The sequence below is a fragment of the Providencia sp. PROV024 genome, assembly GCF_032709665.1.
Classification (GTDB): Bacteria; Pseudomonadota; Gammaproteobacteria; order Enterobacterales; family Enterobacteriaceae; genus Providencia; species Providencia huashanensis.
Genome location: NZ_CP120545.1, coordinates 364,576 through 389,643 on the forward strand (window position 1 = coordinate 364,576; position 25,068 = coordinate 389,643).

At 42.2% G+C, this 25,068-nt stretch carries 24 protein-coding genes; 11 read left to right on the top strand and 13 right to left on the bottom strand.

Translation table 11 applies throughout. From position 1 onward, the window contains the following. Positions 1-2: 2 nt before the first annotated feature. From dppD to P3L56_RS01690, 4 genes are all read left to right on the top strand, one after another. Positions 3-983, top strand: coding sequence for a dipeptide ABC transporter ATP-binding protein (dppD, locus tag P3L56_RS01675; protein WP_042847656.1), 981 nt, complete (start codon positions 3-5; stop codon positions 981-983). Continuing rightward, on the top strand, positions 980-1,984 hold the full coding sequence (gene dppF / locus P3L56_RS01680; RefSeq protein WP_042847655.1) for a dipeptide ABC transporter ATP-binding subunit DppF: 1,005 nt from the start codon (positions 980-982) through the stop codon (positions 1,982-1,984). Before dppD ends, dppF begins: the two co-directional genes overlap by 4 nt. A gap of 195 nt (positions 1,985-2,179) precedes the next feature. Beyond that, positions 2,180-2,878, top strand: a complete 699-nt coding sequence (locus P3L56_RS01685; protein WP_071547621.1) for a HAMP domain-containing protein — start codon at positions 2,180-2,182, stop codon at positions 2,876-2,878. 168 nt (positions 2,879-3,046) lie between these two features. Then, a complete protein-coding gene (locus tag P3L56_RS01690; RefSeq protein WP_166685438.1) occupies positions 3,047-4,537 on the top strand; it encodes an insulinase family protein in 1,491 nt (496 codons plus the stop codon). A 41-nt stretch (positions 4,538-4,578) separates the two neighbouring features. Here the strand turns inward: P3L56_RS01690 and P3L56_RS01695 are convergent, their stop codons facing one another. Continuing rightward, positions 4,579-5,583, bottom strand: a complete 1,005-nt coding sequence (locus P3L56_RS01695) for a serine hydrolase domain-containing protein (RefSeq protein WP_166685439.1) — start codon at positions 5,581-5,583, stop codon at positions 4,579-4,581. A gap of 203 nt (positions 5,584-5,786) precedes the next feature. Beyond that, positions 5,787-6,101, bottom strand: a complete 315-nt coding sequence (locus P3L56_RS01700) for an ArsR/SmtB family transcription factor (protein ID WP_000349485.1) — start codon at positions 6,099-6,101, stop codon at positions 5,787-5,789. A gap of 111 nt (positions 6,102-6,212) precedes the next feature. Between P3L56_RS01700 and P3L56_RS01705 the strand changes: the two genes are divergently transcribed. Further along, positions 6,213-7,247: a permease gene (locus P3L56_RS01705; protein WP_029396327.1), complete on the top strand. Its 1,035-nt coding sequence runs from the start codon at positions 6,213-6,215 to the stop codon at positions 7,245-7,247. A gap of 12 nt (positions 7,248-7,259) precedes the next feature. Beyond that, positions 7,260-8,537, top strand: a complete 1,278-nt coding sequence (locus P3L56_RS01710; protein WP_000610829.1) for an ISL3 family transposase — start codon at positions 7,260-7,262, stop codon at positions 8,535-8,537. Between the two features lie 78 nt (positions 8,538-8,615). On the opposite strand, the gene P3L56_RS01715 is transcribed toward P3L56_RS01710, so the two are convergent. Further along, positions 8,616-9,497 (bottom strand): LysR family transcriptional regulator, encoded by an 882-nt coding sequence (locus P3L56_RS01715; RefSeq protein WP_210831482.1) that lies wholly within the window; start codon positions 9,495-9,497, stop codon positions 8,616-8,618. Positions 9,498-9,582: 85 nt separating this feature from the next. Between P3L56_RS01715 and P3L56_RS01720 the strand changes: the two genes are divergently transcribed. Further along, positions 9,583-10,644 carry an NAD(P)H-dependent flavin oxidoreductase gene (locus P3L56_RS01720; protein WP_166685440.1) on the top strand — a complete coding sequence of 354 codons (1,062 nt, stop codon included), beginning with the start codon at positions 9,583-9,585 and terminating at the stop codon, positions 10,642-10,644. 47 nt (positions 10,645-10,691) lie between these two features. Here P3L56_RS01720 and yhjD read toward each other — a convergent pair whose 3' ends face one another. Continuing rightward, positions 10,692-11,684, bottom strand: a complete 993-nt coding sequence (gene yhjD, locus P3L56_RS01725) for an inner membrane protein YhjD (protein WP_370661209.1) — start codon at positions 11,682-11,684, stop codon at positions 10,692-10,694. A 205-nt stretch (positions 11,685-11,889) separates the two neighbouring features. Continuing rightward, positions 11,890-12,294: a DUF1090 domain-containing protein gene (locus P3L56_RS01730; RefSeq protein WP_042847646.1), complete on the bottom strand. Its 405-nt coding sequence runs from the start codon at positions 12,292-12,294 to the stop codon at positions 11,890-11,892. A gap of 234 nt (positions 12,295-12,528) precedes the next feature. On the opposite strand from P3L56_RS01730, the gene P3L56_RS01735 reads away from it, so the two are divergent. Together P3L56_RS01735 and gorA are read left to right on the top strand one after the other, a co-directional pair. Then, positions 12,529-13,371: a 23S rRNA (adenine(2030)-N(6))-methyltransferase RlmJ gene (locus tag P3L56_RS01735; protein WP_048605429.1), complete on the top strand. Its 843-nt coding sequence runs from the start codon at positions 12,529-12,531 to the stop codon at positions 13,369-13,371. A 139-nt stretch (positions 13,372-13,510) separates the two neighbouring features. After that, positions 13,511-14,863 carry a glutathione-disulfide reductase gene (gene gorA / locus P3L56_RS01740; protein WP_042847802.1) on the top strand — a complete coding sequence of 451 codons (1,353 nt, stop codon included), beginning with the start codon at positions 13,511-13,513 and terminating at the stop codon, positions 14,861-14,863. Positions 14,864-14,942: 79 nt separating this feature from the next. Here the strand turns inward: gorA and P3L56_RS01745 are convergent, their stop codons facing one another. The 8 genes from P3L56_RS01745 to mobA form a co-directional block, all read right to left on the bottom strand. After that, a complete protein-coding gene (locus tag P3L56_RS01745; RefSeq protein ID WP_042847644.1) occupies positions 14,943-15,539 on the bottom strand; it encodes a glutathione S-transferase family protein in 597 nt (198 codons plus the stop codon). A 49-nt stretch (positions 15,540-15,588) separates the two neighbouring features. Next, positions 15,589-16,287 (bottom strand): helix-turn-helix transcriptional regulator, encoded by a 699-nt coding sequence (locus tag P3L56_RS01750; protein WP_042847643.1) that lies wholly within the window; start codon positions 16,285-16,287, stop codon positions 15,589-15,591. A 137-nt stretch (positions 16,288-16,424) separates the two neighbouring features. Further along, complete coding sequence (locus P3L56_RS01755; protein ID WP_071547625.1) at positions 16,425-17,729, bottom strand: carbohydrate porin; 1,305 nt, start codon at positions 17,727-17,729, stop codon at positions 16,425-16,427. A gap of 175 nt (positions 17,730-17,904) precedes the next feature. Continuing rightward, positions 17,905-19,299 (bottom strand): glycoside hydrolase family 1 protein, encoded by a 1,395-nt coding sequence (locus tag P3L56_RS01760; RefSeq protein ID WP_198861423.1) that lies wholly within the window; start codon positions 19,297-19,299, stop codon positions 17,905-17,907. A gap of 11 nt (positions 19,300-19,310) precedes the next feature. Continuing rightward, on the bottom strand, positions 19,311-21,206 hold the full coding sequence (gene bglF, locus P3L56_RS01765) for a PTS beta-glucoside transporter subunit IIABC (RefSeq protein ID WP_131680827.1): 1,896 nt from the start codon (positions 21,204-21,206) through the stop codon (positions 19,311-19,313). Positions 21,207-21,382: 176 nt separating this feature from the next. Then, complete coding sequence (gene licT, locus P3L56_RS01770; RefSeq protein ID WP_042847639.1) at positions 21,383-22,219, bottom strand: BglG family transcription antiterminator LicT; 837 nt, start codon at positions 22,217-22,219, stop codon at positions 21,383-21,385. 232 nt (positions 22,220-22,451) lie between these two features. Continuing rightward, on the bottom strand, positions 22,452-22,970 hold the full coding sequence (gene mobB, locus P3L56_RS01775; protein ID WP_131680828.1) for a molybdopterin-guanine dinucleotide biosynthesis protein MobB: 519 nt from the start codon (positions 22,968-22,970) through the stop codon (positions 22,452-22,454). 2 nt (positions 22,971-22,972) lie between these two features. Further along, positions 22,973-23,560, bottom strand: coding sequence for a molybdenum cofactor guanylyltransferase MobA (gene mobA, locus P3L56_RS01780; RefSeq protein ID WP_048605421.1), 588 nt, complete (start codon positions 23,558-23,560; stop codon positions 22,973-22,975). 216 nt (positions 23,561-23,776) lie between these two features. On the opposite strand from mobA, the gene P3L56_RS01785 reads away from it, so the two are divergent. Further along, positions 23,777-24,046: a YihD family protein gene (locus P3L56_RS01785; RefSeq protein ID WP_042847634.1), complete on the top strand. Its 270-nt coding sequence runs from the start codon at positions 23,777-23,779 to the stop codon at positions 24,044-24,046. A gap of 6 nt (positions 24,047-24,052) precedes the next feature. After that, positions 24,053-25,048, top strand: coding sequence for a serine/threonine protein kinase (locus tag P3L56_RS01790; protein ID WP_247605586.1), 996 nt, complete (start codon positions 24,053-24,055; stop codon positions 25,046-25,048). Positions 25,049-25,068: the final 20 nt, after the last annotated feature.

Here is a 25,068-nt window from a genome sequence, read left to right on the forward strand (position 1 = left end):
TAATGGCACTGTTAAATGTAGAACAACTCTCGGTTCATTTTGGCGATGGAAAAGCGCCATTTCGCGCGGTTGATCGTATCAGTTATAGCGTTGATAAAGGGCAAGTCGTTGGTATCGTCGGTGAATCTGGTTCTGGGAAATCGGTTAGCTCACTTGCCATCATGGGGTTAATTGATTACCCCGGGAAAGTGATGGCAGAATCGTTGGAGTTTGATGGACGCGATTTATTGTCTATGCCTGAAAAAGAACGTAGACAAATTATTGGTGCGGATGTCGCGATGATTTTCCAAGACCCGATGACCAGCCTAAACCCATGTTTTACCGTGGGTTATCAAATCATGGAAGCACTCAAAGTGCATCAAGGCGGCAGTAAAAGCACACGGAAACAGCGGGCTGTCGATTTACTCGACATGGTAGGTATCCCTGATCCTCAATCACGCTTGGATGTCTATCCCCATCAATTATCAGGTGGGATGAGTCAGCGGGTGATGATTGCAATGGCGATTGCTTGTCGCCCTAAACTGTTGATTGCTGATGAGCCAACAACAGCTTTGGATGTCACAATTCAAGCGCAGATTATTGAGCTACTTTTGGAGCTACAACAGCAAGAAAACATGGCGTTAGTGTTGATCACCCATGACCTTGCACTTGTGGCTGAAGCTGCACACCATATCATCGTGATGTATGCAGGGCAGGTGGTTGAATCAGCAAAAGCGAGTGATATTTTTAAACACCCACGTCACCCTTATACCCAAGCACTATTGAGAGCATTACCTGAGTTTGCAACGAATAAATCACGTTTAGCATCACTCCCTGGTGTTGTTCCCGGTAAATATGACAGGCCTGTCGGTTGTTTATTAAATCCACGTTGCCCATACGCAACGGATAAGTGCCGTCAAGAGGAGCCAATGTTACAAACCGTTGGTGATCGCCAAGTCAAATGCCATATGCCGTTAGATGATATGGGGAGGCCAACATTATGAGTGACAAACAACATACCCCATTGCTAAAAGCCGTGGATTTGAAAAAGTATTATTCTGTTAAAAGTGGTTTTTTTTCTGCGGAGAAAACCCTTAAAGCGTTAGATGGGGTTTCTTTTGAATTAGAGAAAGGTAAAACGCTAGCCGTAGTTGGGGAGTCGGGGTGTGGTAAATCCACACTTGGTCGTTTATTAACGATGATAGAGCAACCTTCTGATGGCGAATTGTATTATCAAGATCAAAATTTGCTGATTAGAGATAAATCAGCGGAGAAGCTGCGCCGTCAGAAAATTCAAATTGTTTTCCAAAACCCATACGGCTCATTGAATCCCCGTAAAAAGGTGGGGCAAATTTTAGAAGAACCTTTATTGATTAATACTTCGCTATCGAAAGAACAGCGCAAAGAAAAAGTATTATCAATGATGGCAAAAGTAGGTTTAAAAACAGAACATTATAGCCGATACCCACACATGTTCTCGGGAGGGCAAAGACAACGTATTGCGATAGCACGAGGTTTAATGCTTGACCCAGACATTGTTGTTGCAGATGAGCCTGTTTCTGCGCTGGATGTCTCTGTTCGCGCTCAGGTATTAAACTTGATGATGGATTTACAACAGGATCTTGGCTTGTCTTATGTGTTTATTTCCCATGACTTATCTGTGGTTGAGCATATTGCTGATGAGGTCATGGTAATGTATTTAGGACGTTGCGTTGAAAAAGGCACGAAAGAGCAGATTTTTAATAACCCTTTGCATCCTTATACACAAGCCTTGTTATCTGCAACACCAAGGTTAAACCCAGACTCAAGGCGTGAACGTATTAAGTTAACAGGGGAATTGCCGAGCCCACTGAACCCACCTCCAGGCTGTGCTTTCGCGGCTCGTTGCCGTAGAGCTTTTGGCCAATGTACTCAGTTCCAGCCGACATTAAATGAGTATGACCAACAGTTGGTAGCGTGTTTTGCTGTTGATGAAGACGAGAAACAATCTGTTGTCGTGAGTTAATGTTTAATACGGCGGAAAGTCTGACTTTCTGCCGTTTTTCTCTTCTATTTTATATTTAATTCTCTTTAGGATATCGTTTATCCTAAATATCCAATCTTTCTTTTTAAATTACTCTTTTGGGGATAAAATCAAGTATACTGATTGACGTTTCTATTTTTCTTTAAAAAGCTGCTTGATTAGGAAGGTTGTGGTCAAATGAACACACAGGTCCAACGCTCACTAACGTTAAAAAGTATGATCGTATTCTTTGGAATTACGTTACTCTCTCTCGCGCTTTTTTTAGCTATCCAATTCAGCTACTTAATCGAACAACGTAAGCAAGATTATTTAGACCAGCTTAGTAATGCTGTTGTACAAATTCAGAAACCATTAACCGACGCATTGCTAAGTTCGGACCTTAGCGAGGCGAAAAGATTACTCATTAGCTTAAAGACATCAGGTATTATGGGTAATGCGATTGTGACGGTTGATAATGCAACGGTGATGAATTTAAGTTTTGCAACACCGAAGCCAATCCCCGAGTGGGCGACTTACTTTGTCGGCATTCCAGTCGAAATGACGGTACCTTTATATGCATACGGCAATGCTGTATTGCAAGCGAAGCCTCAAGGGTATTTAACCTTACAAGTCGACCCTAATCGTGTATATCGGTTTGCTTTAAACACACTGGCATTGATGACAACGACTTACTTATTGTTGGTGCTTATCATTGCTATTGCAATGACGTGGTGTGTCAGCAGGATGATTGTCAGGCCATTGCGTAAAATGGCTATCGAGTTACAGACAAATGATCAAGTTAATCAGCTGGTTGTTTCTGAATATCATCATGATGATGAGCTTGGGTTACTTGCAAAAGGTTACAACCGTCAAAGAAAACAGCAAAATTCAGACTAAGCCATGAACATGAACTCAGCTTTATGGTCTAATATCGTTATAGTGGTGAAAATTAAAATTGGATAAAGCCAAACGGTATTGTTTAACCCGGTAAGTTCACGCTTTTCGTTAATTTACCTGTCGTAATTTGCGGTTAAATATAAAGATATAAAACACATAGGGGTTTACATGCAGGGCTTGAAAGTTCGGTATATTATCAGTGTTGTATTATTATCAGTGACTCAATTTGCAAGCGCTGAATCTCTGCAACCTGATCCAGCATGGCAGCAAGGAAAGCTAGAAAATGGCTTTAGCTGGCAATTATTACAAACACCACAGCGTCCAAATGACCGTATCCAACTCAGATTAGCAATTAAAACAGGTTCATTAACAGAAAAAGCGAGTGAGAAAGGGTACAGTTATTTAATTCCTAAAATGGCGTTGTATCATCAGACTGAAACATTTCCAACCGCAACGTTACAAGAGTTTTGGCGTCAGGCAACAGACCCAGACATGCCAATTCCACCTGCGGTTGTTTCTTATGATTACACAACTTACAGCTTAAGTTTACCTAACAACAGGCCTGATTTAATCAAGCAAGCATTGAGTTGGCTAGCTACCTCTGTAGTGAAAGCCGAATATACCGAAACGACACTGCATAATGGCTTAACAGCTGAAAACGTGCCTGTTGCAACACTGCCTTTAAATGCAAGCGACCCAGTTTGGCGAGCTCGTTTAAAAGGTTCTGCGATGATGGGTTATGACCCTGGCCAAAAACCAAATGACAATGTCGATCTCGAAAGCGTGAACGCTTTTTACCAAAAATGGTATACGCCGGATGTGATGACGTTATACGTTGCTGGTCATGTGGATTCTCGGATGTTATCTGACTCGATATCGCAAACTTTTTCATCTCTAGAAGGCAGACGCTCTGAGCCTGTTTCTGTCGCGGTGCTATCGACGGTAAAACCACAATCTATTGATATTTTACAAGAGCAACTGGCGCAGGATACCCTTTCTTTGATTTGGGATATCGATTGGTTACCAATTAAAGACTCAAATATATTATTACGTTATTGGGCAAGTGACTTAGCGCGCGAAGCGGTTTATCGTTCTTTGCAAAAAACGTTTAATCAAAAATTTAACCAAGGTGAAGTGGTCCCCGGGCTTGATTGTCGTGTGCAATACCAGAAAGCCACTTGTACGCTATCTGTCAGTGCTGCACCCGAAAAAATGGCCGCGGTGACTGATATTGTCATTAATGAGTTAGCTACAATTAACCAAAATGGTATCCCTGCCGAGCTGTTTGATGACATGATGAAAGAAAAACAGGTGCAGCTATCGCAATTGTTTGCTGCCTATGCCCGCACTAGCACTGATGTTTTGATTAGTCAGCGTTTGATTTCCCAGCAAAATGGGGTCGTTGATATTGCTCCCGAACAGTATCAACGTTTAAGGCAGTCTTTTTTAGCATCGCAAAGCCTTGAGCAAGTTAACATGGAAGCGCGTCGCTTATTATCGCAAGAAGCAGCTTTTGTTTTATCGCAGCCAAAAGATAAACAAACAATGGATGCGGAACAAATTCGCCAAAAATTTATTAAAGCACTTTGGCCACAAGCCTCCACATCAACTGCCACGCAAACAGATCTCGTGCCTGCTAAACCGGCCGTTGCACAATAAATGATGAAGGGTAGCCGTTGGTCGCCATTGGCTATCCTTTTTCAAACTTGTTGGCTTAGTAACGATTCAATAGCCGTTATTAGTATTTCTCGTGAACCCCTGTTATCGACAAACCCTGCGGCACTTGTTTTTGTTTGAGGGGAGTAATAAGCCACAGAGCCCCAAAAACCTAAATGAGAATATAAGGTAATGCCGTTAACAACATTTGCCATAATGCCGAGTCGATAATTTTCTGCTCCATCATGGGGGCCGGTACTTAACATGGTTGTTAGGGTCGCTGGCGATGAAAAAATAGCCCCCCCGAAAAGCGCCTCTAAAAACACTGCCATCTGCTTTGATGACATCACTAAACCACCACCGCCATAAGCATCCATAGAGGCGTGGATATGTGTCCCTTCCAACTTCCCTAAATATTGGCGTGATCTAGGTGCTGCTATTGTTGGGGGAGATTCTAGATGTTCCCAATAGGCAGTTTCTAGTCCAATTGAATCAAATTTGAGTAATTCTCTTACTGCTAGACCAAGTGATTTGCCTGTTATTCGCTCAATAATATCCCCCAACAAAATATAGCCAGTATCTGAGTAGATGTACGATTTAGCAGGTGGAAAAAATGGAAACTGCTTGTGGATGTACATTTCTAATTGCTCTGCACGGCTCCACTGATAATTAGGGCGTTTGAGAACTTCAGTTAGGTAGTCGGCATCAGCATGGTCTAATAGCCCGCTACTGTGATTGAGTAAATGACGCACGGTAATTGCATTCGTGTCATATTGGGCACTTAGTAATAAATTATATTTTGGGTCGATATGTTTAGAGATAGCATCATTGATGCTCAGTTTGCCTAATTCAGCAAGTCGTAAAATCGCTGCCGCGGTAAAGGTTTTTGTATTACTCGCTATCCGTAGTGGTGTATCGACAGTGAGTGGGGAGCCTGCAAGGTCTGATCCCCTAGAACAGAAACTAGCAACACTGCTTTTCGTCTGGTTGTGATAATAGAGAACAACCCCACAGGTTAATTCTTCAAGTTGTTTCACAAAGCTAGTCATCATGACCCCATGTTAGGTAATTATAATGGGTATCCGGAATTTCTGGTTGATAAAATGTCAAAGATGTAAAGAAGAAAATCTTTCTCAGCGGATTATCTGATTGATCCTCTTCAGCCTACTCTACTGCCAATTTTCTGTTTCCACCTTCGCCTGAGTCTTCATAGCGATGCTGACTAGGGAGGACAGCGAGAGCTGGGCAAGCGTCAAAGCGGTTCTGGTTCATGCGCAATCCGGACACCTGCACAACATTCCTCTTGTAAGAAACCGATCAAATTCTCTAGGTGCCCATACTCGGGTATACAGACAATCGTGCGGCTATGTTTCTCCTGCCGGATCAGCCCTACCTTGGCCATGCGCGCAAGGTGATGTGATAGCGTCGAAGCAGGAATACCCAGCCCCTTCTGGATATCTCCGACCGAAGCCCCATCATGGCCAGCTTTGACCAGAAAGCGGAACACGGACAGTCGGTGACTATTCCCTAGCTCAGCTAAGCTGGCTGCAACCTTTTCGTGATCCATAGCACGCCCCAATAATTCGATGTTTCTAGAATTATAGTTGACAGGTCGGATAAACGCAAGTAGACTGCGTACATCATTTCGATAAAACTAGAAATATAGGAGTAATATTGAATGTCACCTCAACTCCAAGACGCTCTAGGCATGTTCGCCTTTCTCGCTATCGAGCTATCGGTTTTATTCATTGGCATTAGCTTGCTGGTCGGAGTTCTTCAACGTCACATCCCACCATCCAAGGTGGAAGCGTTACTGACTTCCAGTGGGAAGCGAGGCTATTTTCTTGCTGCTGGTTTAGGAGCTATAACGCCCTTCTGTAGTTGCTCGACTATCCCCATGTTGAAAGGGTTGATTCAGGCACGGGCCGGTTTTGGGCCGATGATGGTGTTTCTTTTCACATCTCCGTTGCTGAATCCTATCGTCGTCGGCCTGCTGGTTGCCACGTTTGGATGGACACTTACTGCTATCTATGTGCTCGCCGCTTTGGTGGTCGCGGTAGGTGCCGGATGGCTGCTTCACACGCTTGGCTTCGAGCGTTATGTGCGCCGGACGGCGACACAAGAGAGCAGTGGATGTAGTTCATCAGCAAGCCCGTGCAGTGCTACATCGACCGCATCGAGTTGCGGCACCAACAGCTGCGACACCACTCCGAAGACGGCTTCTTGCGGGGCTGATAGGAAGACAACAGTCTCTACGTCTAGCGAATGCTGTGACAGTCAACCCACTGTCACGGTTAAGAAAGAAGGGAAGTACAATGGTGTGTGGCGGGAAGCTTGGTCGGACTTTATCGATGTGTTGCCTTACCTGCTCATCGCTATTGCGATTGGCAGCGTGATCTATGGTTTCATGCCCACTGACTTATTGGAGCAGTATGCAGGCCCAGATAATCCCTTTGCCATTCCAGTTGCCGCTGTCATCGGCGTGCCGTTGTATATTCGCGCTGAAGCCGTCATACCTCTGGCAGCGGCTCTGATGGCCAAAGGCGTGGGTGCCGGGACGGTGCTTGCGTTGATCATCGGCAGTGCCGGAGCCAGCCTGACTGAGCTCATTCTGTTGCGCTCTTTGTTCACGCTGAAGCTTTTAGCGGCGTTTTTAGCAGTCATTTTTGCTATGGCGATGATTGCCGGTTACGCCACCTACCTGTTTTTCTGATCAAGGCGGGAGATGATTAATTCGTTAAGCCTTCCTGGTTACCAGTTGGTGGATTCTGATGAGCAGAATGAAGACATACATTTTCGGCTTGAAGCACCTACACCAGTAGCCTGCGAGGGGTGCTGCGTGCAGGGTGAGTTCGTGCGGTTCGGCAAGCGTGATGTTCCCTATCGTGACCTGCCCATCCACGGCAAGCGGGTCACCCTCTGGGTAGTTCGTCGCCGGTACACCTGCCGGGCCTGCAAGACCACCTTCAGGCCCCAGCTACCGGAGATGGTGGACGGCTTCCGCATGACGCTGCGGTTGCATGAGTACGTGGAGAAGGAAGCCTTCAATCACCCCTACGCCTACGTGGCTGATACCACGGGCCTGGACGAGAAGACGGTACGCGACATTTTCAACGCCCGCGCCGAATTCCTGGGGCGCTGGCACCGCTTCGAGACGCCCCGCATTCTCGGCATTGACGAGTTGTACCTGAACAAGCGCTACCGCTGCATCCTGACCAACATCGAGGAGAGGACCCTGCTCGACCTGCTGGCCACCCGCCGTCAGGACGTGGTGACCAACTACCTGATGAAGATGAAAGACCGGCAGAAGGTCAAGATCGTCAGCATGGACATGTGGAATCCCTACCGAGCAGCGGTCAAGGCGGTGCTGCCACAGGCCCGCATCGTGGTCGATAAGTTCCATGTGGTGCGCATGGCCAACGATGCCCTGGAGAAGGTGCGCAAGGGCCTCAGGAAGGAGCTGATGCCCTCCCAGAGCCGAACCCTCAAGGGTGACCGGAAAATCCTGCTGAAACGCGCTCACGAAGTCTCAAACCGGGAACGCCTCATCATGGAGACCTGGACCGGCGCATTCCCACAACTGCTGGCCGCCTACGAGCACAAGGAACGTTTCTACGGCATCTGGGACGCTACCACACGGCCCCAGGCAGAAGCCGCCCTGGACGAGTGGATAGCCACCATCCCGAAGGGCCAGAAGGAAGTCTGGAGCGATCTGGTCAGGGCTGTAGGCAACTGGCGCGAAGAGATCATGACCTACTTCGAGACGGACATGCCCGTCACCAACGCTTACACGGAGTCCATCAACCGACTGGCCAAGGACAAGAACCGTGAAGGACGTGGTTACTCCTTCGAGGTGATGCGGGCACGAATGCTCTACACCACGAAGCACAAGAAGAAGGCCCCGACCGCGAAGGTCTCTCCGTTCTACAAGAAAACCATCGGTTACGGACTGCCGGACTTCGCAGAGGAACTCAACTACGGGGTCGATCTATCAACCATCTGATAATGGTATCAGGTTGGTGGGGTAAAGGTGCCCCATCAACCATTAAATCCGTATACCCATTATAATGAAGGCACTATATTAATCATGACTAGATGCACTAATACACGCTTTAAATGCGCTAAAAGCAGGGACATGGTAATTTTCGCGGTAAATCAAAAGGGTATCACAGTGAGTCACTGTAATTCTGCCTAATTTTAAAGATGAAACAGGCATTGATTCGATTAATTTTTTTGGAAGAAGTGCCACACAGCTCCCTGCGGTAACACAAGCCACCATCGCGTGATAAGAGTTCATTTCTTGTACATTCCAATCGAAACTTGCTGGAATATTTAACCATTGCTCCGCAATATTCCGATAGCTACACCCTTGTGCAAAAGCCGCTAAACAACGGGTTTTAACTTGATTTACAATGGTTGCTGAATATTCATGTTCAGGAAGCAACAATTGCAATTCTTCTTGCCAAATGACCTCGGTCTTGATCCCCATTTGTGAGAGTTGGTTAGGTTCATATAGCGCAGAAGGCAGTGCGACAAACGCACAATCCAGTTTGCCGCTATTGACTTGTTCTAGCAATGAAAGTGAAGACCCAGTACGTAATAACAATTTAGTATTTGGGTTTTGCTGATGAAATTGTGCTAAAGGTATGGGTAGCCGACAAGCCGCCGTACTTTCCATGCTTCCAATACGCAACTGCCCACCTTCTCGCCCCCCACTAATGACATGGCGAGCTTCTTCCTCAAGGGCTAATAACCGATAAGCATAATCAAGAAATTGCCTACCAGCCTCTGAAAGTTCAAGGCGTTTATTTTGCCGAATAAACAACAGTTCGCCAAGATTTGACTCCAATTGTTGAATTCGTGTTGTGATATTCGATGGTACGCGACCTAAACGTGCAGCTGCGCGGGTGATATTGAGCTCAGCAGCAACGGTACAGAATATTTTAAGAGTTTCAGTGTTCATTTTCTCTTTATGTGAATATAGTGCTATATTCATTCTCAATGTAAGAAAGTAAAGTGTATCCCGACATTACAATAAAGGAAAGAAAATGGCTAAAGAAAATGCATTTTTACACCGGTTAGGCTTACGCTATCCTATCATTCAAGCACCGATGGTGGGGGTGTCTACACCTGCATTAGTGGCGGCAGTTTCTGAGTCCGGTGGGTTAGGTTCATTAGGGTTAGGGGCAAGCACAGTTGAACAAGCACGTCAGGTGATAGCTCAAACACAGGCACTGACAGATAAGGCATTCAATGTGAATCTATTTTGTCATCAACCACCAAAACGCAACCAAACTAATGAACGCGCATGGATAGAATATCTGGCGCCTTACTTTGCTCAGTTTAATACGGCTCCTCCAACTCATCTTAATGAAATCTACCAAACTTTTTTAGGTAACTCTGAAATGTTGGCGATGTTGTTAGAGATGAAACCAGCTTCAGTCAGCTTTCATTTTAATATCCCTTCAGCCGAGGTCGTACAGCAATTAAAGTCGCAAGGCATTTATACCTTAGCCACCGCGACTAATTTGCAAGAAGCCCAGTTAATAGAACAGGCCGGGATTGATGCAATTGTTGCTCAAGGTATTGAGGCTGGTGGGCATCGCGGTATATTTGATGTAAATATGCAAGATGAACAATTAACGACTAACGCATTGGTATCATTACTTATAAAACAGACCCAGTTACCTATTATTGCAGCAGGGGGAATGATGGATGGTTATGATATCAAAGGGGCATTAGATGGCGGTGCAGCCGCAGCGCAGTTGGGAACGGCGTTTATTTTGTGTCCTGAATCTGCCGCAAATAGTAGCTATCGGCAAAAATTGAAAAGCCAGACAACGGATACCACCACTTTAACAACTGTAATCTCAGGGCGGCCGGCAAGGGGGATTGCGAATCAATTTACGCAAATAGGCCTTGATTATAAAATAAATGAATTACCTGATTATCCAATTGCTTATGATATTGCAAAACAGTTAAATGCCGCAGCAAGTCAGTTGGGGTGTGATGACTTTTCTGCTCATTGGGCAGGGAAAAACCTAGTGAAAATACGCGAAATGCCAGCCGCCTTGCTTGTGAAAACGTGGGTTGAAGAGATGAATGGATAAATTGTGTAAATAGTAGGGCGGCGATTATCGCTGCCCTAATTGGATGATTAAAGCGTTGTTTCGGTAGGCAATGAGTCTTTTTGCTCATCGGTAGCTATCCATGCTGCACAAAATAGGGTTAAACGGGCAAAAAAGTAGAAAAAAGCCATTAAACCTAGTACTGAACCAAATGCTGCACCGGAAGGAGATGACGCTAGGTTCGGTAAAATCCATGTCATGATTGATTTAATAATTTCAAACCCGATGGCAGCCAGAAAAGTCCCTTTGATGAGGGACCGACGACGATGTTGCATACGAGGTAAAATCCAAAAAATCCATAAAAATAATAGGAAATTAGCCATGATAGAAATAGTTAACCCTATTAGTGTCCACGCAGGTTTTAACCACTCGATACCATCAAGCCCTAATGTGCTGACAATGGTTGCTTGTGCAGAACCGGCCACTGAAGTGAGCATGATTGTGACAACCAATGCGATCAGCAAACCAATCAAAGCAAAAAAATCGCGGATATAGCGGAAAATAATGTTTTCGTGCTCATCTTCATTTCGCTCCCATACAGGGCGCGATTGAGCCAAAATAGCTAAACGTAAGTTATTTACCCAGTTGACCCCTGAATATACAGCTAAGGCTAAACCGGTTAACCCGACCGTCGTACGTTGGCGAATTGCAGTATCGATGGTTCTTTCTAATGTATTAGCTAGGGTTGGGTCAGTAATATTTGCAGAAATTCCTCGGACTAATTTTTCAAGTAGTTCAGGGTTACTGGCTAAGACAAAACCCGCAGCTGCAAATGAAAACATTAAAACAGGAATTAACGATAGAAATGAGAAATAGGTAATTGCGGCACCAAACTGGTTTCCCATACGGTCAGTAAAACGTTGTGCGGTTCGAATGAGGTGTGCAATAAATGGAATTGCACAAATAAAATTAACAACACGCATTGAGAATGTGAGCGCTTTTTTACTGCCATCAATACTTTTATTCAGTGTCGCTTTCAGCTTGTTGCTATCTTTTTGTTCTTCTTCCTGCATATTCGACATTTAATCCCCTTTTCCTGCAACGAAAACTGTCTTACTTTGGCCTTGTTCAGTGGCTAGTTATGAATGATATGCACAATACTATAGCCTAAAATAAAGGGTAACTTCATCCCAATGCCTATTTTTTAGATAAACAAATGTCATTGGAATGATATTGTGCAGTGAAAGTAACCAATTCATTAATCAGGAAAAAGGGAATATATCAAAATTAAAGAGCCCCTTTGTATATCTGCATCTCGTCTTGTGCTTCTTTTAATTCAGCCTGCGCTTCAGCTAATTTGCGTTCACGTTTTTTAATCTTTTTGAGGTCATTACCTTGTTGCTTTTCTTCTTTTAATTCAGCTTCGCGTTCTTGCACTTTTTCACGTTTTTCGTCGACATTCTTTTGGCTATCACGATATAAAGACTCTGGGGTGCAATAACGATTAACGTTATCTAACGCTTCTTCTAAGCCGCGAACACGGTATTGGTTGCCATGCTGTTTCGCGTATTTTATCTGTGCTTCAATTCTTTGTTTTTTAATGTCGCAGCCATTTTGTGTTTTAGCTGCCATGACTGATGAACTTACAAAAAACAAAGCGGAAGCTGTGGTTACTATCAGTAGCTTCTTCATGATTTACCCCTGGTTATGTTGAAATTTGTATTTAGGATAGCGTTTTATTTCATTTAGGTCATGTGAATTTTAGCGCTGCCTTCACTGTGACAATTGTGGCTAAATTTAGCTATAATGAGGCTGAAGAATTAATCCGGCCTATTTTTTGTTCAAAAAGGCACTCTTTAAAGCACCTATTTAATAGTAGTCATCTTATTTGGCTAGTGTTGAATTTCCTCAGGAAATAAACGTTACATGTTAAGTTATCGTCACAGCTTTCACGCAGGCAACCATGCCGATGTGTTAAAACACACGGTACAGAGTTTGATTATTGAGTCTCTAAAAGAGAAAGAAAAACCTTTTCTGTATTTAGACACGCATTCAGGTGCAGGTCGTTATCAACTAACCAGTGAACATGCAGAAAAAACAGGTGAATACCTCGAAGGGATTGCGCGGATATGGGAGCAACCAGATTTACCTGAGGAATTACAGCCCTATATGAGTATTGTACGTAAGCTCAATGATAATGGCCGTTTGCGTTATTATCCGGGCTCGCCTTTATTAGCCAAATATTTATTGCGTGAGCAAGATAAACTGGTATTAACGGAATTACATCCGAGCGATTATCCGTTATTACGTACTGAGTTTTCACGTGATAATCGAGCACAAGTTTCTAAAGAAGATGGCTATCAACAATTAAAATCAAAGTTACCACCACAAAGTCGTCGAGGTTTTGTGTTGATGGACCCACCTTATGAAATGAAAACAGACTATGAAGCGGTCGTTAAAGGTGTGGTTGAAGGGTACAAACGTTTTGCAACGGGAACCTATGCAATTTGGTATCCCGTCGTGTTGCGCCAACAAATAAAACGTATGCTTAATCAATTAGAAGCAACAGGGATCCGCAGAATTTTACAAATCGAATTGGCTGTGCGACCTGACAGCGACCAACGCGGCATGACGGCATCGGGTATGATTGTCATCAACCCACCGTGGAAATTGGAACAGCAAATGAAAAATGTGCTGCCTTGGTTACATAAAACACTGGTGCCTGAAGGTATAGGGCATACTTTAGTTGAGTGGGTTGTACCAGAATAATTCGCACAATAGGATAGGTATAGCCAATTGAATTAACAGGTATTAGCTATCATAAAACGCTATTCATGCCATGGCAATCAATAGCATGATGCGAGAAAATGAATCAATGAGTCATTCAATCAATGGGAATAACCAAATTATGAGCAAACATTACGACTATATTGCAATTGGTGGCGGAAGCGGTGGTATTGCGTCGATGAACCGTGCAGCAATGTATGGGCAAAAATGTGCCTTAATTGAGGCTAAAGCATTAGGTGGAACTTGTGTGAACGTAGGTTGCGTACCGAAAAAGGTTATGTGGCATGCGGCACAAATTTCTGAAGCCATTCGTAATTATGGTCCTGACTATGGTTTCGATACGACAATTAATCGTTTTGATTGGAAAACATTAATTGATAGCCGTACTGCTTATATTGATCGCATTCATCAATCTTATGACCGCGTTCTTGGCAATAATAAAGTTGATGTGATCAGTGGTTTTGCTCGTTTTGTTGATGCACATACTGTTGAAGTGGATGGCGAAACTTATACCGCGGATCATATTTTAATTGCCACCGGTGGTCGCCCTGTGATCCCTGCTATCCCTGGTGCAGAGTATGGTATGACTTCTGATGGTTTCTTCGAGCTGGAAGCGCTACCAAAGCGTGTTGCTGTGGTGGGTGCGGGTTATATCGCTGTTGAATTGGCAGGTGTTTTAAATGGACTCGGTGCGCAAGCACACTTATTTGTTCGTAAACATGCGCCACTGCGTTCATTCGACCCTCTGATTGTAGAAACGCTGGTTGAAGTTATGAACACGGAAGGGCCAAAACTGCACACAGAGTCTATTCCAAAAGAAGTGGTAAAAAATGCCGATGGTTCTTTAACGTTAAAATTGGAAAATGGCCAAGAGCATACAGTTGATGCATTGATTTGGGCTATTGGTCGTGAGCCAATGACGGATAACCTGAATATTGAAGCCACGGGTGTTGAGCTGGATGAGAAAGGCTACATCAAAGTGGATAAATACCAAAATACCAATGTCGCTGGTGTATATGCAGTGGGTGATAATACTGGTGCTGTTGAATTGACTCCTGTGGCTGTTGCGGCAGGGCGTCGTTTATCCGAACGTTTATTTAATAATAAACCAGATGAACATTTAGATTACAGTAATATTCCAACGGTAGTATTTTCACACCCACCAATTGGCACTGTGGGTTTAACTGAGCCAGAAGCCGTTGAAAAATATGGCGCTGAAAATGTGAAAACTTATAAATCGTCTTTCACAGCCATGTATACTGCGGTAACTTCTCATCGTCAACCTTGCCGTATGAAGTTAATTTGTGTGGGTGAAGAAGAAAAAATTGTCGGTATTCATGGCATTGGTTTTGGTATGGATGAAATTCTGCAAGGCTTTGCAGTAGCGTTAAAAATGGGCGCAACCAAGAAAGACTTTGATAACACTGTGGCTATTCACCCAACCGCAGCGGAAGAGTTTGTGACTATGCGTTAAGCATACGAATAATATTGGTTATACTGTTAATGAATAAAAGAGCCAAGTAGTTAATAACTTGGCTCTTTTTACATGGGGATTACGCGAGTAGCTCGGCAATTTCAGGAATAGTTGACAAGCTTTTCATGTAAGCTTTCATTGCTGGTGTGACTTCCATCATATTGTATTTAGTGAAGAATATTACAAATGCCCCTACATACACATCCACTGCGGTGAATTGCTCGCCACAAATAAAAGGTTTAGCGTTATTTAAACCGGTTTCTAAGCACGCCATTGTGCGTTCAACAGAACCAAATCCAGATGATTTTTGTTGTTCTTCATTGAGCTGAATATTAAGGCCGTTAATTGTGAACGCAGTTTCTATTGGGCCCGCGGTAAAGAGGAACCATCGATAATAATCAGCACGCTTGGCGTCGTTAAGTGCAGGAGCTAAGCCTTTTTCAATAAATTTGTCCGCTAAATATAAACAAATCGCCGCTGTTTCAGTGACGATAGCCTCACCATCAACCAATGCTGGGACTTTTGCCATTGGGTTAATTGCCAAATATTCGGCCGTGTGCATATCTGCACCATAATCTAATTCAATACGTTTATAAGGAACATCTAAAATTTTTAACAGTAGGTCAACAGTATTACCGCGTGACATTGAATTAGTAAAAAGCACCAGTTCGCTCATGATTATTCCCTTATAAGAAGTTGAGCACTTACTATAAGGTAGAGCTGTGTCAGAAATTGTCAGTAGACACGCAGAGGACTTCTTTACTCCATCGTTCAAGCAAATAATTTTTAGGGTAGGGGAGTTTATGCTCAAGGGCACGATAGGATTGAATGCGGTCTAAACGAAAATGGCGATAACTTTCCCGTAATTCACACCAAGCGGCGAGTACTTGGGAATCTTTCATATAACCAATTGCAATCGGCCAAATAATTCGTTCACTCTGTTGGTTCTGGCCATCTAGGTAAATAATTTGAGCTTTACATTCTTCGCGCAAGCTTAGGCGCAAGTCTTTAGCAATAATATCGTTTATTTCATGGAAATGTGTGGTGGGCGCAAACAAGGTGTTTTGGTTTAAGATTTTCTGTGAATTACCTGCTACGACAGCATTTATTTTACTAATGGCACGTATTGCTGAGTTTTTTAGCTCTCTATCGGCATTACTTTTAACCCAGCGCAAACCTAAAACCAGTGCTTCCAGTTCATTTTCATCGAAAGTGAGTGGAGGCAATAATAAGCCGGTTTTTAGTTGGTAACCAATACCCGCCTCACCTAAGATTTCAGCGCCTTGGTTGCGTAACGACTCAATATCTCGGTAAATAGAGCGGATACTGACTTGTAGCTGAGAAGCAAGAGCTTCTGCCGTAATGGGGTAGCGGTTTTCTTTGAGTATTTGCAATAAAGTCAGTAAGCGTTGAGTGCGAGTCATTTATCAGCCTAGCTAGAACGATAGATTAAGAAATTAAACACAGAATAGGGTATTACAGGGAAAAATCAAAGCTGCGAAAGATGGCGGAAAATTATTGGCCTGATAGCCGGTAAGTTTAGCTTTCAGGCCTGATATGTTTAGAAAGTGACGACGGTTTTTAAGCCGAGTACCCATGCATCAGAGGTTTGCTTAATCCCCCCTGGATTGTGCCAGTATTGGACATCAGGTTGTAGCTCTAGCCAAGAAACCGGTTTGAAACGGTAATACAGTTCTGCGTTAAACGCGTTAGAGGTTATAGGGCGAAAGAAAGGGTCATGGTAATCTGTGATGCCAAATTGTTGGTTATACTGTTTTTGGCCTTTGGCAAAGTGATCACTTAATTCAATATAAGAAACACCTAAACCCACCCAGTCTTCAGGCCTTGCATCGAATAATCCACGATAACGCAAGGAACTTGAAACCACATAATTCATAAAATTACTACGTTCATCGTGGTAGCTTCCACTTAAGGATAAACTTAAACCTCTATTGGGGTCGTCTTGGTGGCGAGTTAATTGTTGGTTCATGCCACCATAGATAAACCATGTGCTGTGGTAGGTTTTATCTTTGTAGAGATCTTGCTGTTTGGCATTGGTGTACAATAATCCTACATTATAGGCCCCCGGTAACCCATTGACGAAAGTGCGGCTTTCGACCTCTAAAGGTAATACAATGCCTTTACTGCCTTTAGTTGACCAGCTCCAAGCGTGGCTTCTATCAGTTGCTTGAGGATTTTGTTCCATAACCCCTGTTTTAATAGTCACCTCTGGTGTGATTTTATAGCTGACAGTGGTTCCCCACGTGTGAATATTCCAGTTACTCCAGACAAGAGCATTTGCAGATTTACCACCACACTGGGTGCGCAATTGAAAATCACATGGAATAATTTGGTCGAATTCTTGTACTTTATTCATCATGCCAATACGCCAAGTGAGACGGCGTTCGTCAAAACTTCGGGCGAAAGTTAGCCAACCTAAGCGTGTAATAGAACCACCGCCAGCACTTTCTTGGGTTTGGTCATAATTAGGAGTTCGTGGGTCTTGAACCCGTTTTAAGGTGAGGTCATCATTGTGATTGCGGTTAACAATATTCCCTTCAATACGAGCATCTGGGATGCCTGTCCACCGCTCTAGGTCTTGGGTAAAGGTGAAGGCAAATTGGTCAATATAAGCGGTGTATTTATCATCATCATAACCGCCACTTGCATTATAGGCAACTTGGCTTAAATAATTACTATGAAATGAAAAACCATGATCCGATAAAATAGGGCGAATGCCAAGCATGTCGCCAAATAGCCCTTTAGGGGCAGGTTCAAACCCTAATACAGTACCATCCCATGATTGTTCATTAGCAATAGCGGGTAATGTTAAAAATAACAGGGGAAATATAATTTTTTTATTCATTTATTATGGAACCTATTTTAAGGCGCAAAAAACTAATAAATACAAAATAGTATTTATTAATATCTACGTAAATTTTATATATTAAATATAGGATGTAGAAACTACCTATATAATATCTGTAATATTACTAGAGAGGCTTATAAAGTATAAACCCCTCAATATTTAATTAGGTTAATTAACGAATTAATAACTCCCCTTTTGACTTAATGATTTTTTGATACCAATAAAAGCTTTTTTTCCGTTTGCGTTCAAGCGTGCCATTGCCTTGGTCATCTCTATCAACATAAATAAACCCATAACGTTTAGACATTTGCGCATTTGAGGCGCTAACAATATCAATCGGTCCCCAACTAGTATAACCCATAACATCTACACCATCTTGAATGGCTTCATGTACTTGGACTAAATGGTCGTTAATATATTGTATGCGGTAATCATCAATAATATCTCCCTCAGGAGTCACTTGGTCGATAGCCCCTAGCCCATTTTCAACAATAAATAATGGTTTTTGGTATCTATCCCATAATAAATTTAATATTGTTCTTAGCCCTTGAGGATCAATTTGCCATCCCCACTGTGAGCTTTCTAAATGAGGGTTTGGGATCATACTGAGAATATTACCTCGTTTCTTATTATATTCTTCTTTATCTGCGGTAATGCAGCCAGTCATATAATAACTGAAAGAGATAAAATCAATAGTTTGTTTAAGATCTTGTTTATCTTCTTCGGTAATATTCAGATGAATTTGGTTATCTTTAAAATAACGTAGCATATAACCGGGGTAAGCCCCACGGCATTGAACATCACCAAAGAATAACCATGTGCGATTTTCAGTCATGGCTTCCCAAATATCATTGGGCTTGCATGTTAGGGGATAAACTAACCCACCGAGCAACATGTTCCCTATTTTGGCATCAGGGATAATTTCATGGCAGGCTTTTGTCACTCTTGCGCTGGCAACAAGTTGGTGATGGATAGCTTGATAAATCGCTGTTTTTGAACTGGTCTCTGCTAATCCTACACCTGTCATCGGGGCGTGAAGTGACATGTTGATTTCGTTAAATGTGAGCCAAAGTTTGACTTTGTCTTTATACCGTTGAAAAACAGTGCGTGCATAGCGTTCAAAAAATGTAATGACTTGGCGACTTCCCCAACCACCATATTCCGTGACTAAGTGATAGGGCATCTCATAATGAGATAAAGTAACTACAGGTTGAATATGGTATTTCGCCATTTCTGCAAATAATTTATCGTAGAAAGCCAGCCCTTCTTCATTTGCTTCTTGCTCATCGCCACGTGGGAAAATACGGCTCCATGCGATAGAGGTACGTAAACAGGTGAACCCCATTTCAGCAAAAAGAGCAATATCTTCTGGGTAACGATGATAAAAATCGATAGCGATATCTTTAATATATTGGTCATTATTGGTGCGTTTAACGACTCCACCAAAAATACCATTTGGTTGAACATCAGAGGTACTTAACCCTTTTCCTGCTGTCAAATAAGCGCCTTCGGCTTGGTTTGCTGCAATGGCGCCTCCCCATAAAAATGTCTCAGGAAATTTTGTCATCATTTTATTCCTTATTTCGGATTAACTGTCATGAATGTAATACCGGGATTGATTGTTTGGTTGAGTGTGATGGTTTTAACAGCAGCATAGTCATCACTATTACTAACAATGATTGGTGTTGTTACGTCATAACCAGATTCAATAATTTTTTCTAAATCGAAGGTGAGTAACAGGTCACCGGCTTTGAACGTATCCCCCTGTTTTACCTCAGGAGTAAAGTAGAGACCGTCTAGTTTCACGGTGTCTATACCCACATGGATCAACACCTCAATACCGCTTTGACTTAATAGACCTAGCGCATGCCCAGTTTTAAAAAATGAGGCCACTTCCCCATCAAATGGGGCATATACCGCACCAATGTTTGGAATAATTGCGGTACCTTGGCCGAGTAATCCACTTGCAAAGGTTTCATCGGGAACTTCATTTAAAGGTAATGTACGGCCAGACATTGGCGATAGAATGTCATTCGGAGCAACGGGTTGCACTTGAACATCAGTAGGTTGAGCTTGTTGTGGCTGCTTTTTAACGCCAAAAAAACGGGTTGCTAGGCAAGCGAAGGTAAATGAAATCAATGAGCCGATGATTGCTCCCCAAACGGTTTTGTCAAAGCCGCTTGCAGGGATGATTTGGGTAAAGGTAAAAATATTCACTAGCCCAAAAGAGTAAGTTAGCGTTTGGCTGTAGCCGATGATTGCACCACCGACACCGCCTCCAATACAGCCGAAGATAAAAGGTCGGCGTAGTGGTAGGGTAACACCGTACACAGCGGGCTCAGTGATACCAAAGATCCCCGCGGTGACGGAAGAGCCTGCCATAATTCGCATTTTTGCATTATGGGTTGCTAACATGACGCCAAGTGCTGCACCGACTTGCCCAGCAACAGCAGGGAGAAGTAATGGCACGAGTGCATCTTGCCCAAATACACTGAGGTTATTGATACTAATTGGAACAATTCCCCAGTGTAGACCGAAAATAACACACACCTGCCAAATTGCGCCCATAAATGCGCCAGCAATAATGGGGGTAAAGTTATAAATAGCTTGGAATGTATCTGCAATTAATAGGCTTAACCAAGTTGCTGACGGGCCGATAACCAAGAAAGTGAGGGGGACGATAATTAATAAACATAAAAATGGTGAAATAAAATTTTTCATCGCCGCGGGTAATAAGAGGTTCAGCCTTTTTTCTAATAAACAGCTCAGCCAAGCTGCAAAGATAATAGGAATAACAGACGTACTGTAATTAATAAATGTGAGTGGAATTCCTAAAAAATATTCGGGAGCTGCACCCGCAAGGCTTTGTTGAAACGCAGTTAACATGGATGGATGTACTAGCGCACCTCCAATAGCCATGGTTAAGAATGGGCTACCCCCAAATTTTTTCCCTGCGGTATAACCGAGCACTAGCGGGAAGAAATAAAATAGTGAATCACTGGCTGCAAACCATAATTTATAGGTGGCACTTTGTTCTGATAGCCAATGAAGTGTAACAAATAAAGAAAGAAAGCCTTTTAAAATCCCTGATGCAGCCATAACTCCCAGTATTGGCGTGAATATACTGGAAACAATATCGATAAAATGGCTAAAAATATTTTCTTTATCCTCTTTTTCGCTGGATAGGTTTTTATCTTTTTTAGAGGGAGACACTACGGTTGTATCTTCTTTGCCAATTAATTGATTTATTGCGTTATAGACTTCATGAACGTGATTGCCAATGACAACTTGAAATTGCCCACCGCTTTCAACAACGGTAATCACCTCTGAATTTTGTTTCAAATGTTCAGGGTTGGCTTGTTTTATTTCCTTAAGTTTAAAGCGTAAGCGAGTGGCACAATGAATAACATTGACGATATTGTCTTGACCGCCAACATCGTGAATGATTTGTTCTGCTAAAGGTTGGTACTTCATAAAATATTCCTTTATCACATGATGATAAACATTAGTGCTATGAATGTGCAAAAAAAAACCTGATACCCTCTTCTTATCAGTAAGAAGAGTCATTATCAGGTTTTGCCCACCAGAATTGGCGGTAACAATCCATTAGGTTTTTATTATAAGTCAGTCACATAGCGTATTTAATTAAGTTATATCGAGTTCTCTTTTCTGACACGCTCAATGTGGATAGTAAGAAACATACATTCCTCATCCGTTAAAGTGCGTTGGTATTTTTTTTGTAAAAACTGGCTTATTTTTTCGGCGCATCGCCAAGATGTTGAATAGTTTTCTTTAATGACAAGATGCATCGAAGCATCATCATTTGGCACGGGTGTATTATTCATCATGCGATGGGCAAAAAACTTTAAGTGAGTAATAAAACGTTGATAACTCAAAGTTTCTTCATGATAGTCAACTTTGAGGTTATATTTCACGATATTAATGATTTCTTGCATTACTTTCATTGTTTGTATGACAACGGGCATTTCCCCAGTAAGTTGTGCATTTACAAAATGTAAAGCAATGAACCCCGCTTCATCAACAGGTAGCTCGATACCGTGTTTTTCATTAATTAGAGCTAATGAATCTAAGCCTAATTGGTACTCTTTTGGATATAAACGTTGTATTTCCCATAGCATGGTATTAGTGATTGCTAAGCCTTTTGTTTGCCTTTCAATGGCATAATTACAATGGTCGGTTAATACAATATATAAACTTTCGTTTAATTCACCTAACTGGTATTTAGCTCGTTGAATTATCTCATCACAGGTTTTCATGATGGAAATGGGAATATGGCTAAGTAATTCGCTAAGCCGAGCAGTTAACTCGTCGCTACGTAACTCATAAATTTTTTCAATTTTTGTTATATCGACATCGTCATGTGCTTTTTTTTGAAATGCCAAGCCCCTCCCCATGACAACGATTTCCTGTTGTTTCTCATTCAGGGCAATGACCACATTGTTGTTTAATATTTTTGCGATCTTCACTTTCAATCCCTTAGAAACGAAAAAAACCCGATAGCCCAATGAAAAATCATTGGTATATCAGGTTTTGCCTGTCAGTAATGACAGTAACAATCCAGTATTTTTACTTTTCTGCACTTTAATCAAATTGGGATATGAATTCAAATGCCAAAGCTTGAAAATGTGAGGAACCTCGTATTGCTATGTATAGTTAATCCAAATTTACTTGTTTATTAATTACACAAAAATTAGCAAGCTAATGGCTCTTTTGCCACCAAGATACAATATAATCAGCAATTTGCTCAGGGTTATTAATATCTAACTGTGGCACATTGGTATCGATAATTTCATTACTAGCAACAGCAACGACATAGTTGTCAATCAAGCCGTTGAGTGGCTTACCGACCTCTGAACGAAACAAGGCAATTTTATCGATCGTTTCCTGTTTAAACCCTTCGACTAAAATAAGGTCTAATGACGCGGGGTCGAAGCGACTCGCTAAATAATACAAATCCATTTTATTGGCATCAGGGGTTTCAGTCATCAGTGCCCAGCGTTTTTGACTGGCGACTAAGGTTTGGTCAGCCCCAGCTTTGCGTAGTTCAAAGCTGTCTTTGCCCGGTTTATCTACTTCCATATCATGGTGTGTATGTTTGATTAAGCCAACACGTAAGTTACGCTGGCGGAGCAAAGGGATCACTTTTTTCAACAATGTTGTTTTACCGGTACCGCTATAAGCAGTAATTCCTAGTAGAGGTAGAGTATTTTGCTTCATAGTTATTTTTGTTGTAACTCCCAATTACGACTATCTTCTAAGGTATTTAGGTTTGCAAATGCATCGAATTCTGATGAAAAAATAATCCCTTTTGCATTAACTTCTTGCATAAATATCATCAATTTACGATCACCTCTTGCAAGGTAATCATCAAGTTGTGTTTTTAATGAACGATGGAGCAAGGCAAATGTAGGGTGCTCGCGTCTTTCATCTTGTGCATAACAGGCTAAATGATTGCCTTTTTCGTTAAACATTTTTTCAGCTAAATTTAGCGGAAAAGCGGGGACATCGCAGGGGACAAATAGCAACCAATCAGTTTTGGCATAATGCATTGCAGATTGCATACCTGCAAGAGGGCCAGAAAAGTTATTCTCTAAATCAGAAATAACCGTTAACTGACTTTCATTGTAACGAGCTTGGTTACGGTTGGCATTGATCATTATTGACCCTACCTGTGGGCTTAGGCGCTCTAATATGTGTTGGTAAAGAGGTTTACCCATCAAAGGGACTAAACCTTTATCTTGCCCCCCCATTCTGGTGCCTAGGCCACCTGCAAGTATGACACCTGTTATTGACTGGCGAAACGTCATGTTCAATATCCTTGAATATCTTCAATAAAATGTTTTAACATTCCCAGAAAACACCTTCGAGTATAGTAATTGCTAAAATTTATTCTATTTGGTTATAAAATCAATGAATATTCGTCACAATTGCAGTTAAACTTTACGTAGATTGACAACAGTTCGCTTTTTCTCTTGTATGATTATTGGTAACTTGTATCGAATATTCGTGATAAAGGAATAAACATGAAATGCCATCGTTTAAATGAAGTTATTGAGCTACTACATCCTGTTTGGAAAGATAATTCAGATTTAAACCTAGTAGAGTTATTACAAAAGCTGGCAGATGAAGCAGGTTTTAAAGGCAGTTTGTCTGAATTGACAGATGATGTACTAATTTATCATTTAAAAATGCGTGGCACGAACAGTAATGAAGTGATCCCTGGTCTAAAAAAAGATTATGAAGATGACTTTAAAACAGCCATTTTGCGCGCTCGCGGCATCATTAAAGATTAAACTGTGATGGATAAAATAGAGCATTCGAATTTCCATTTCAGTGGAATTTCTCCTGATTTGATTCTAGATGCCTTGATGGAAGTGGGGATTTACCCTGAATCGGGCTTAACAGAGTTAAACAGCTATGAAAATCGAGTTTATCAATTTCAAGACGAAAACCGTCAGCGTTATGTGGTGAAATTTTATCGCCCTGAACGTTGGAACCGCTCACAAATTCAAGAAGAACACGACTTTACATTGGAATTAGTCGAGGAAGGTCTCTCTATAGCTGCACCAATTGAATTTGCAGGGCAAACAGTATTAGAGTTCGGTGGTTTTTTATTTGCTGTTTTTCCGAGTATCGGTGGTCGGCAATATGAAACTGATAATTTATTTCAATTAGAAAGTGTAGGGCACTTATTAGGGCGAATACACCAGATTGGTAAACGTAAAAACTTTGCATTTCGTCCTACAATGGGTGTTGAGGAATACCTTGATCAACCTCGGCACATAATTACATCTAGCCTACTGATAACTGCACGTTATAAAGAGCAGTTTATTGAGTCACTGGATGCATTAATTGCACAAGTAAAATTACTGTGGCCTACAACATTGTCGTCAATTCGCTTACAAGGTGATTGCCACCCCGGTAATATTTTATGGCGAGATGAGGCTTGGCTGGTGGACTTTGATGATGCTCGAAATGGTCCCGCAATCCAAGATTTATGGATGTTATTAAATGGCCCTCGTCAAGAGCAGGTCATTCAATTAGATACATTATTAGAAAGTTATAATGAGTTTTGTGACTTTGATGTAAAACAGCTAAAGCTTATTGAACCTCTCAGGGCTATGCGTATGGTGCATTATCTTGGATGGGTTATCCGTCGCTGGCAAGACCCTGCATTCCCTCGTGCATTTTCATGGCTGCAAGCTGATGATTTTTGGAAAAAACAATCACTCGAATTTATACAACAAACCGAACGATTGAAAGATCCCCCTTTGCAGTTAACCCCTCAGTTTTAACTTTTAAGTCTTTGTTTTTG

Coding starts and splice junctions, on each gene's coding strand:
- P3L56_RS01695 (WP_166685439.1), bottom strand. CDS start 5,583: ATGACTAGCTTTGTGAAACAACTTGAAGAATTAACCTGTGGGGTTGTT.
- dppF (WP_042847655.1), top strand. CDS start 980: ATGAGTGACAAACAACATACCCCATTGCTAAAAGCCGTGGATTTGAAA.
- P3L56_RS01700 (WP_000349485.1), bottom strand. CDS start 6,101: ATGGATCACGAAAAGGTTGCAGCCAGCTTAGCTGAGCTAGGGAATAGT.
- P3L56_RS01750 (WP_042847643.1), bottom strand. CDS start 16,287: ATGACTCGCACTCAACGCTTACTGACTTTATTGCAAATACTCAAAGAA.
- yhjD (WP_370661209.1), bottom strand. CDS start 11,684: ATGTCGAATATGCAGGAAGAAGAACAAAAAGATAGCAACAAGCTGAAA.
- mobA (WP_048605421.1), bottom strand. CDS start 23,560: ATGACGTTTCGCCAGTCAATAACAGGTGTCATACTTGCAGGTGGCCTA.
- P3L56_RS01790 (WP_247605586.1), top strand. CDS start 24,053: ATGGATAAAATAGAGCATTCGAATTTCCATTTCAGTGGAATTTCTCCT.
- P3L56_RS01720 (WP_166685440.1), top strand. CDS start 9,583: ATGGCTAAAGAAAATGCATTTTTACACCGGTTAGGCTTACGCTATCCT.
- P3L56_RS01710 (WP_000610829.1), top strand. CDS start 7,260: ATGATTAATTCGTTAAGCCTTCCTGGTTACCAGTTGGTGGATTCTGAT.
- mobB (WP_131680828.1), bottom strand. CDS start 22,970: ATGAAGCAAAATACTCTACCTCTACTAGGAATTACTGCTTATAGCGGT.
- P3L56_RS01730 (WP_042847646.1), bottom strand. CDS start 12,294: ATGAAGAAGCTACTGATAGTAACCACAGCTTCCGCTTTGTTTTTTGTA.
- gorA (WP_042847802.1), top strand. CDS start 13,511: ATGAGCAAACATTACGACTATATTGCAATTGGTGGCGGAAGCGGTGGT.
- P3L56_RS01745 (WP_042847644.1), bottom strand. CDS start 15,539: ATGAGCGAACTGGTGCTTTTTACTAATTCAATGTCACGCGGTAATACT.
- P3L56_RS01785 (WP_042847634.1), top strand. CDS start 23,777: ATGAAATGCCATCGTTTAAATGAAGTTATTGAGCTACTACATCCTGTT.
- P3L56_RS01755 (WP_071547625.1), bottom strand. CDS start 17,729: ATGAATAAAAAAATTATATTTCCCCTGTTATTTTTAACATTACCCGCT.
- dppD (WP_042847656.1), top strand. CDS start 3: ATGGCACTGTTAAATGTAGAACAACTCTCGGTTCATTTTGGCGATGGA.
- P3L56_RS01705 (WP_029396327.1), top strand. CDS start 6,213: ATGTCACCTCAACTCCAAGACGCTCTAGGCATGTTCGCCTTTCTCGCT.
- bglF (WP_131680827.1), bottom strand. CDS start 21,206: ATGAAGTACCAACCTTTAGCAGAACAAATCATTCACGATGTTGGCGGT.
- P3L56_RS01760 (WP_198861423.1), bottom strand. CDS start 19,299: ATGACAAAATTTCCTGAGACATTTTTATGGGGAGGCGCCATTGCAGCA.
- P3L56_RS01735 (WP_048605429.1), top strand. CDS start 12,529: ATGTTAAGTTATCGTCACAGCTTTCACGCAGGCAACCATGCCGATGTG.
- P3L56_RS01690 (WP_166685438.1), top strand. CDS start 3,047: ATGCAGGGCTTGAAAGTTCGGTATATTATCAGTGTTGTATTATTATCA.
- P3L56_RS01685 (WP_071547621.1), top strand. CDS start 2,180: ATGAACACACAGGTCCAACGCTCACTAACGTTAAAAAGTATGATCGTA.
- P3L56_RS01715 (WP_210831482.1), bottom strand. CDS start 9,497: ATGAACACTGAAACTCTTAAAATATTCTGTACCGTTGCTGCTGAGCTC.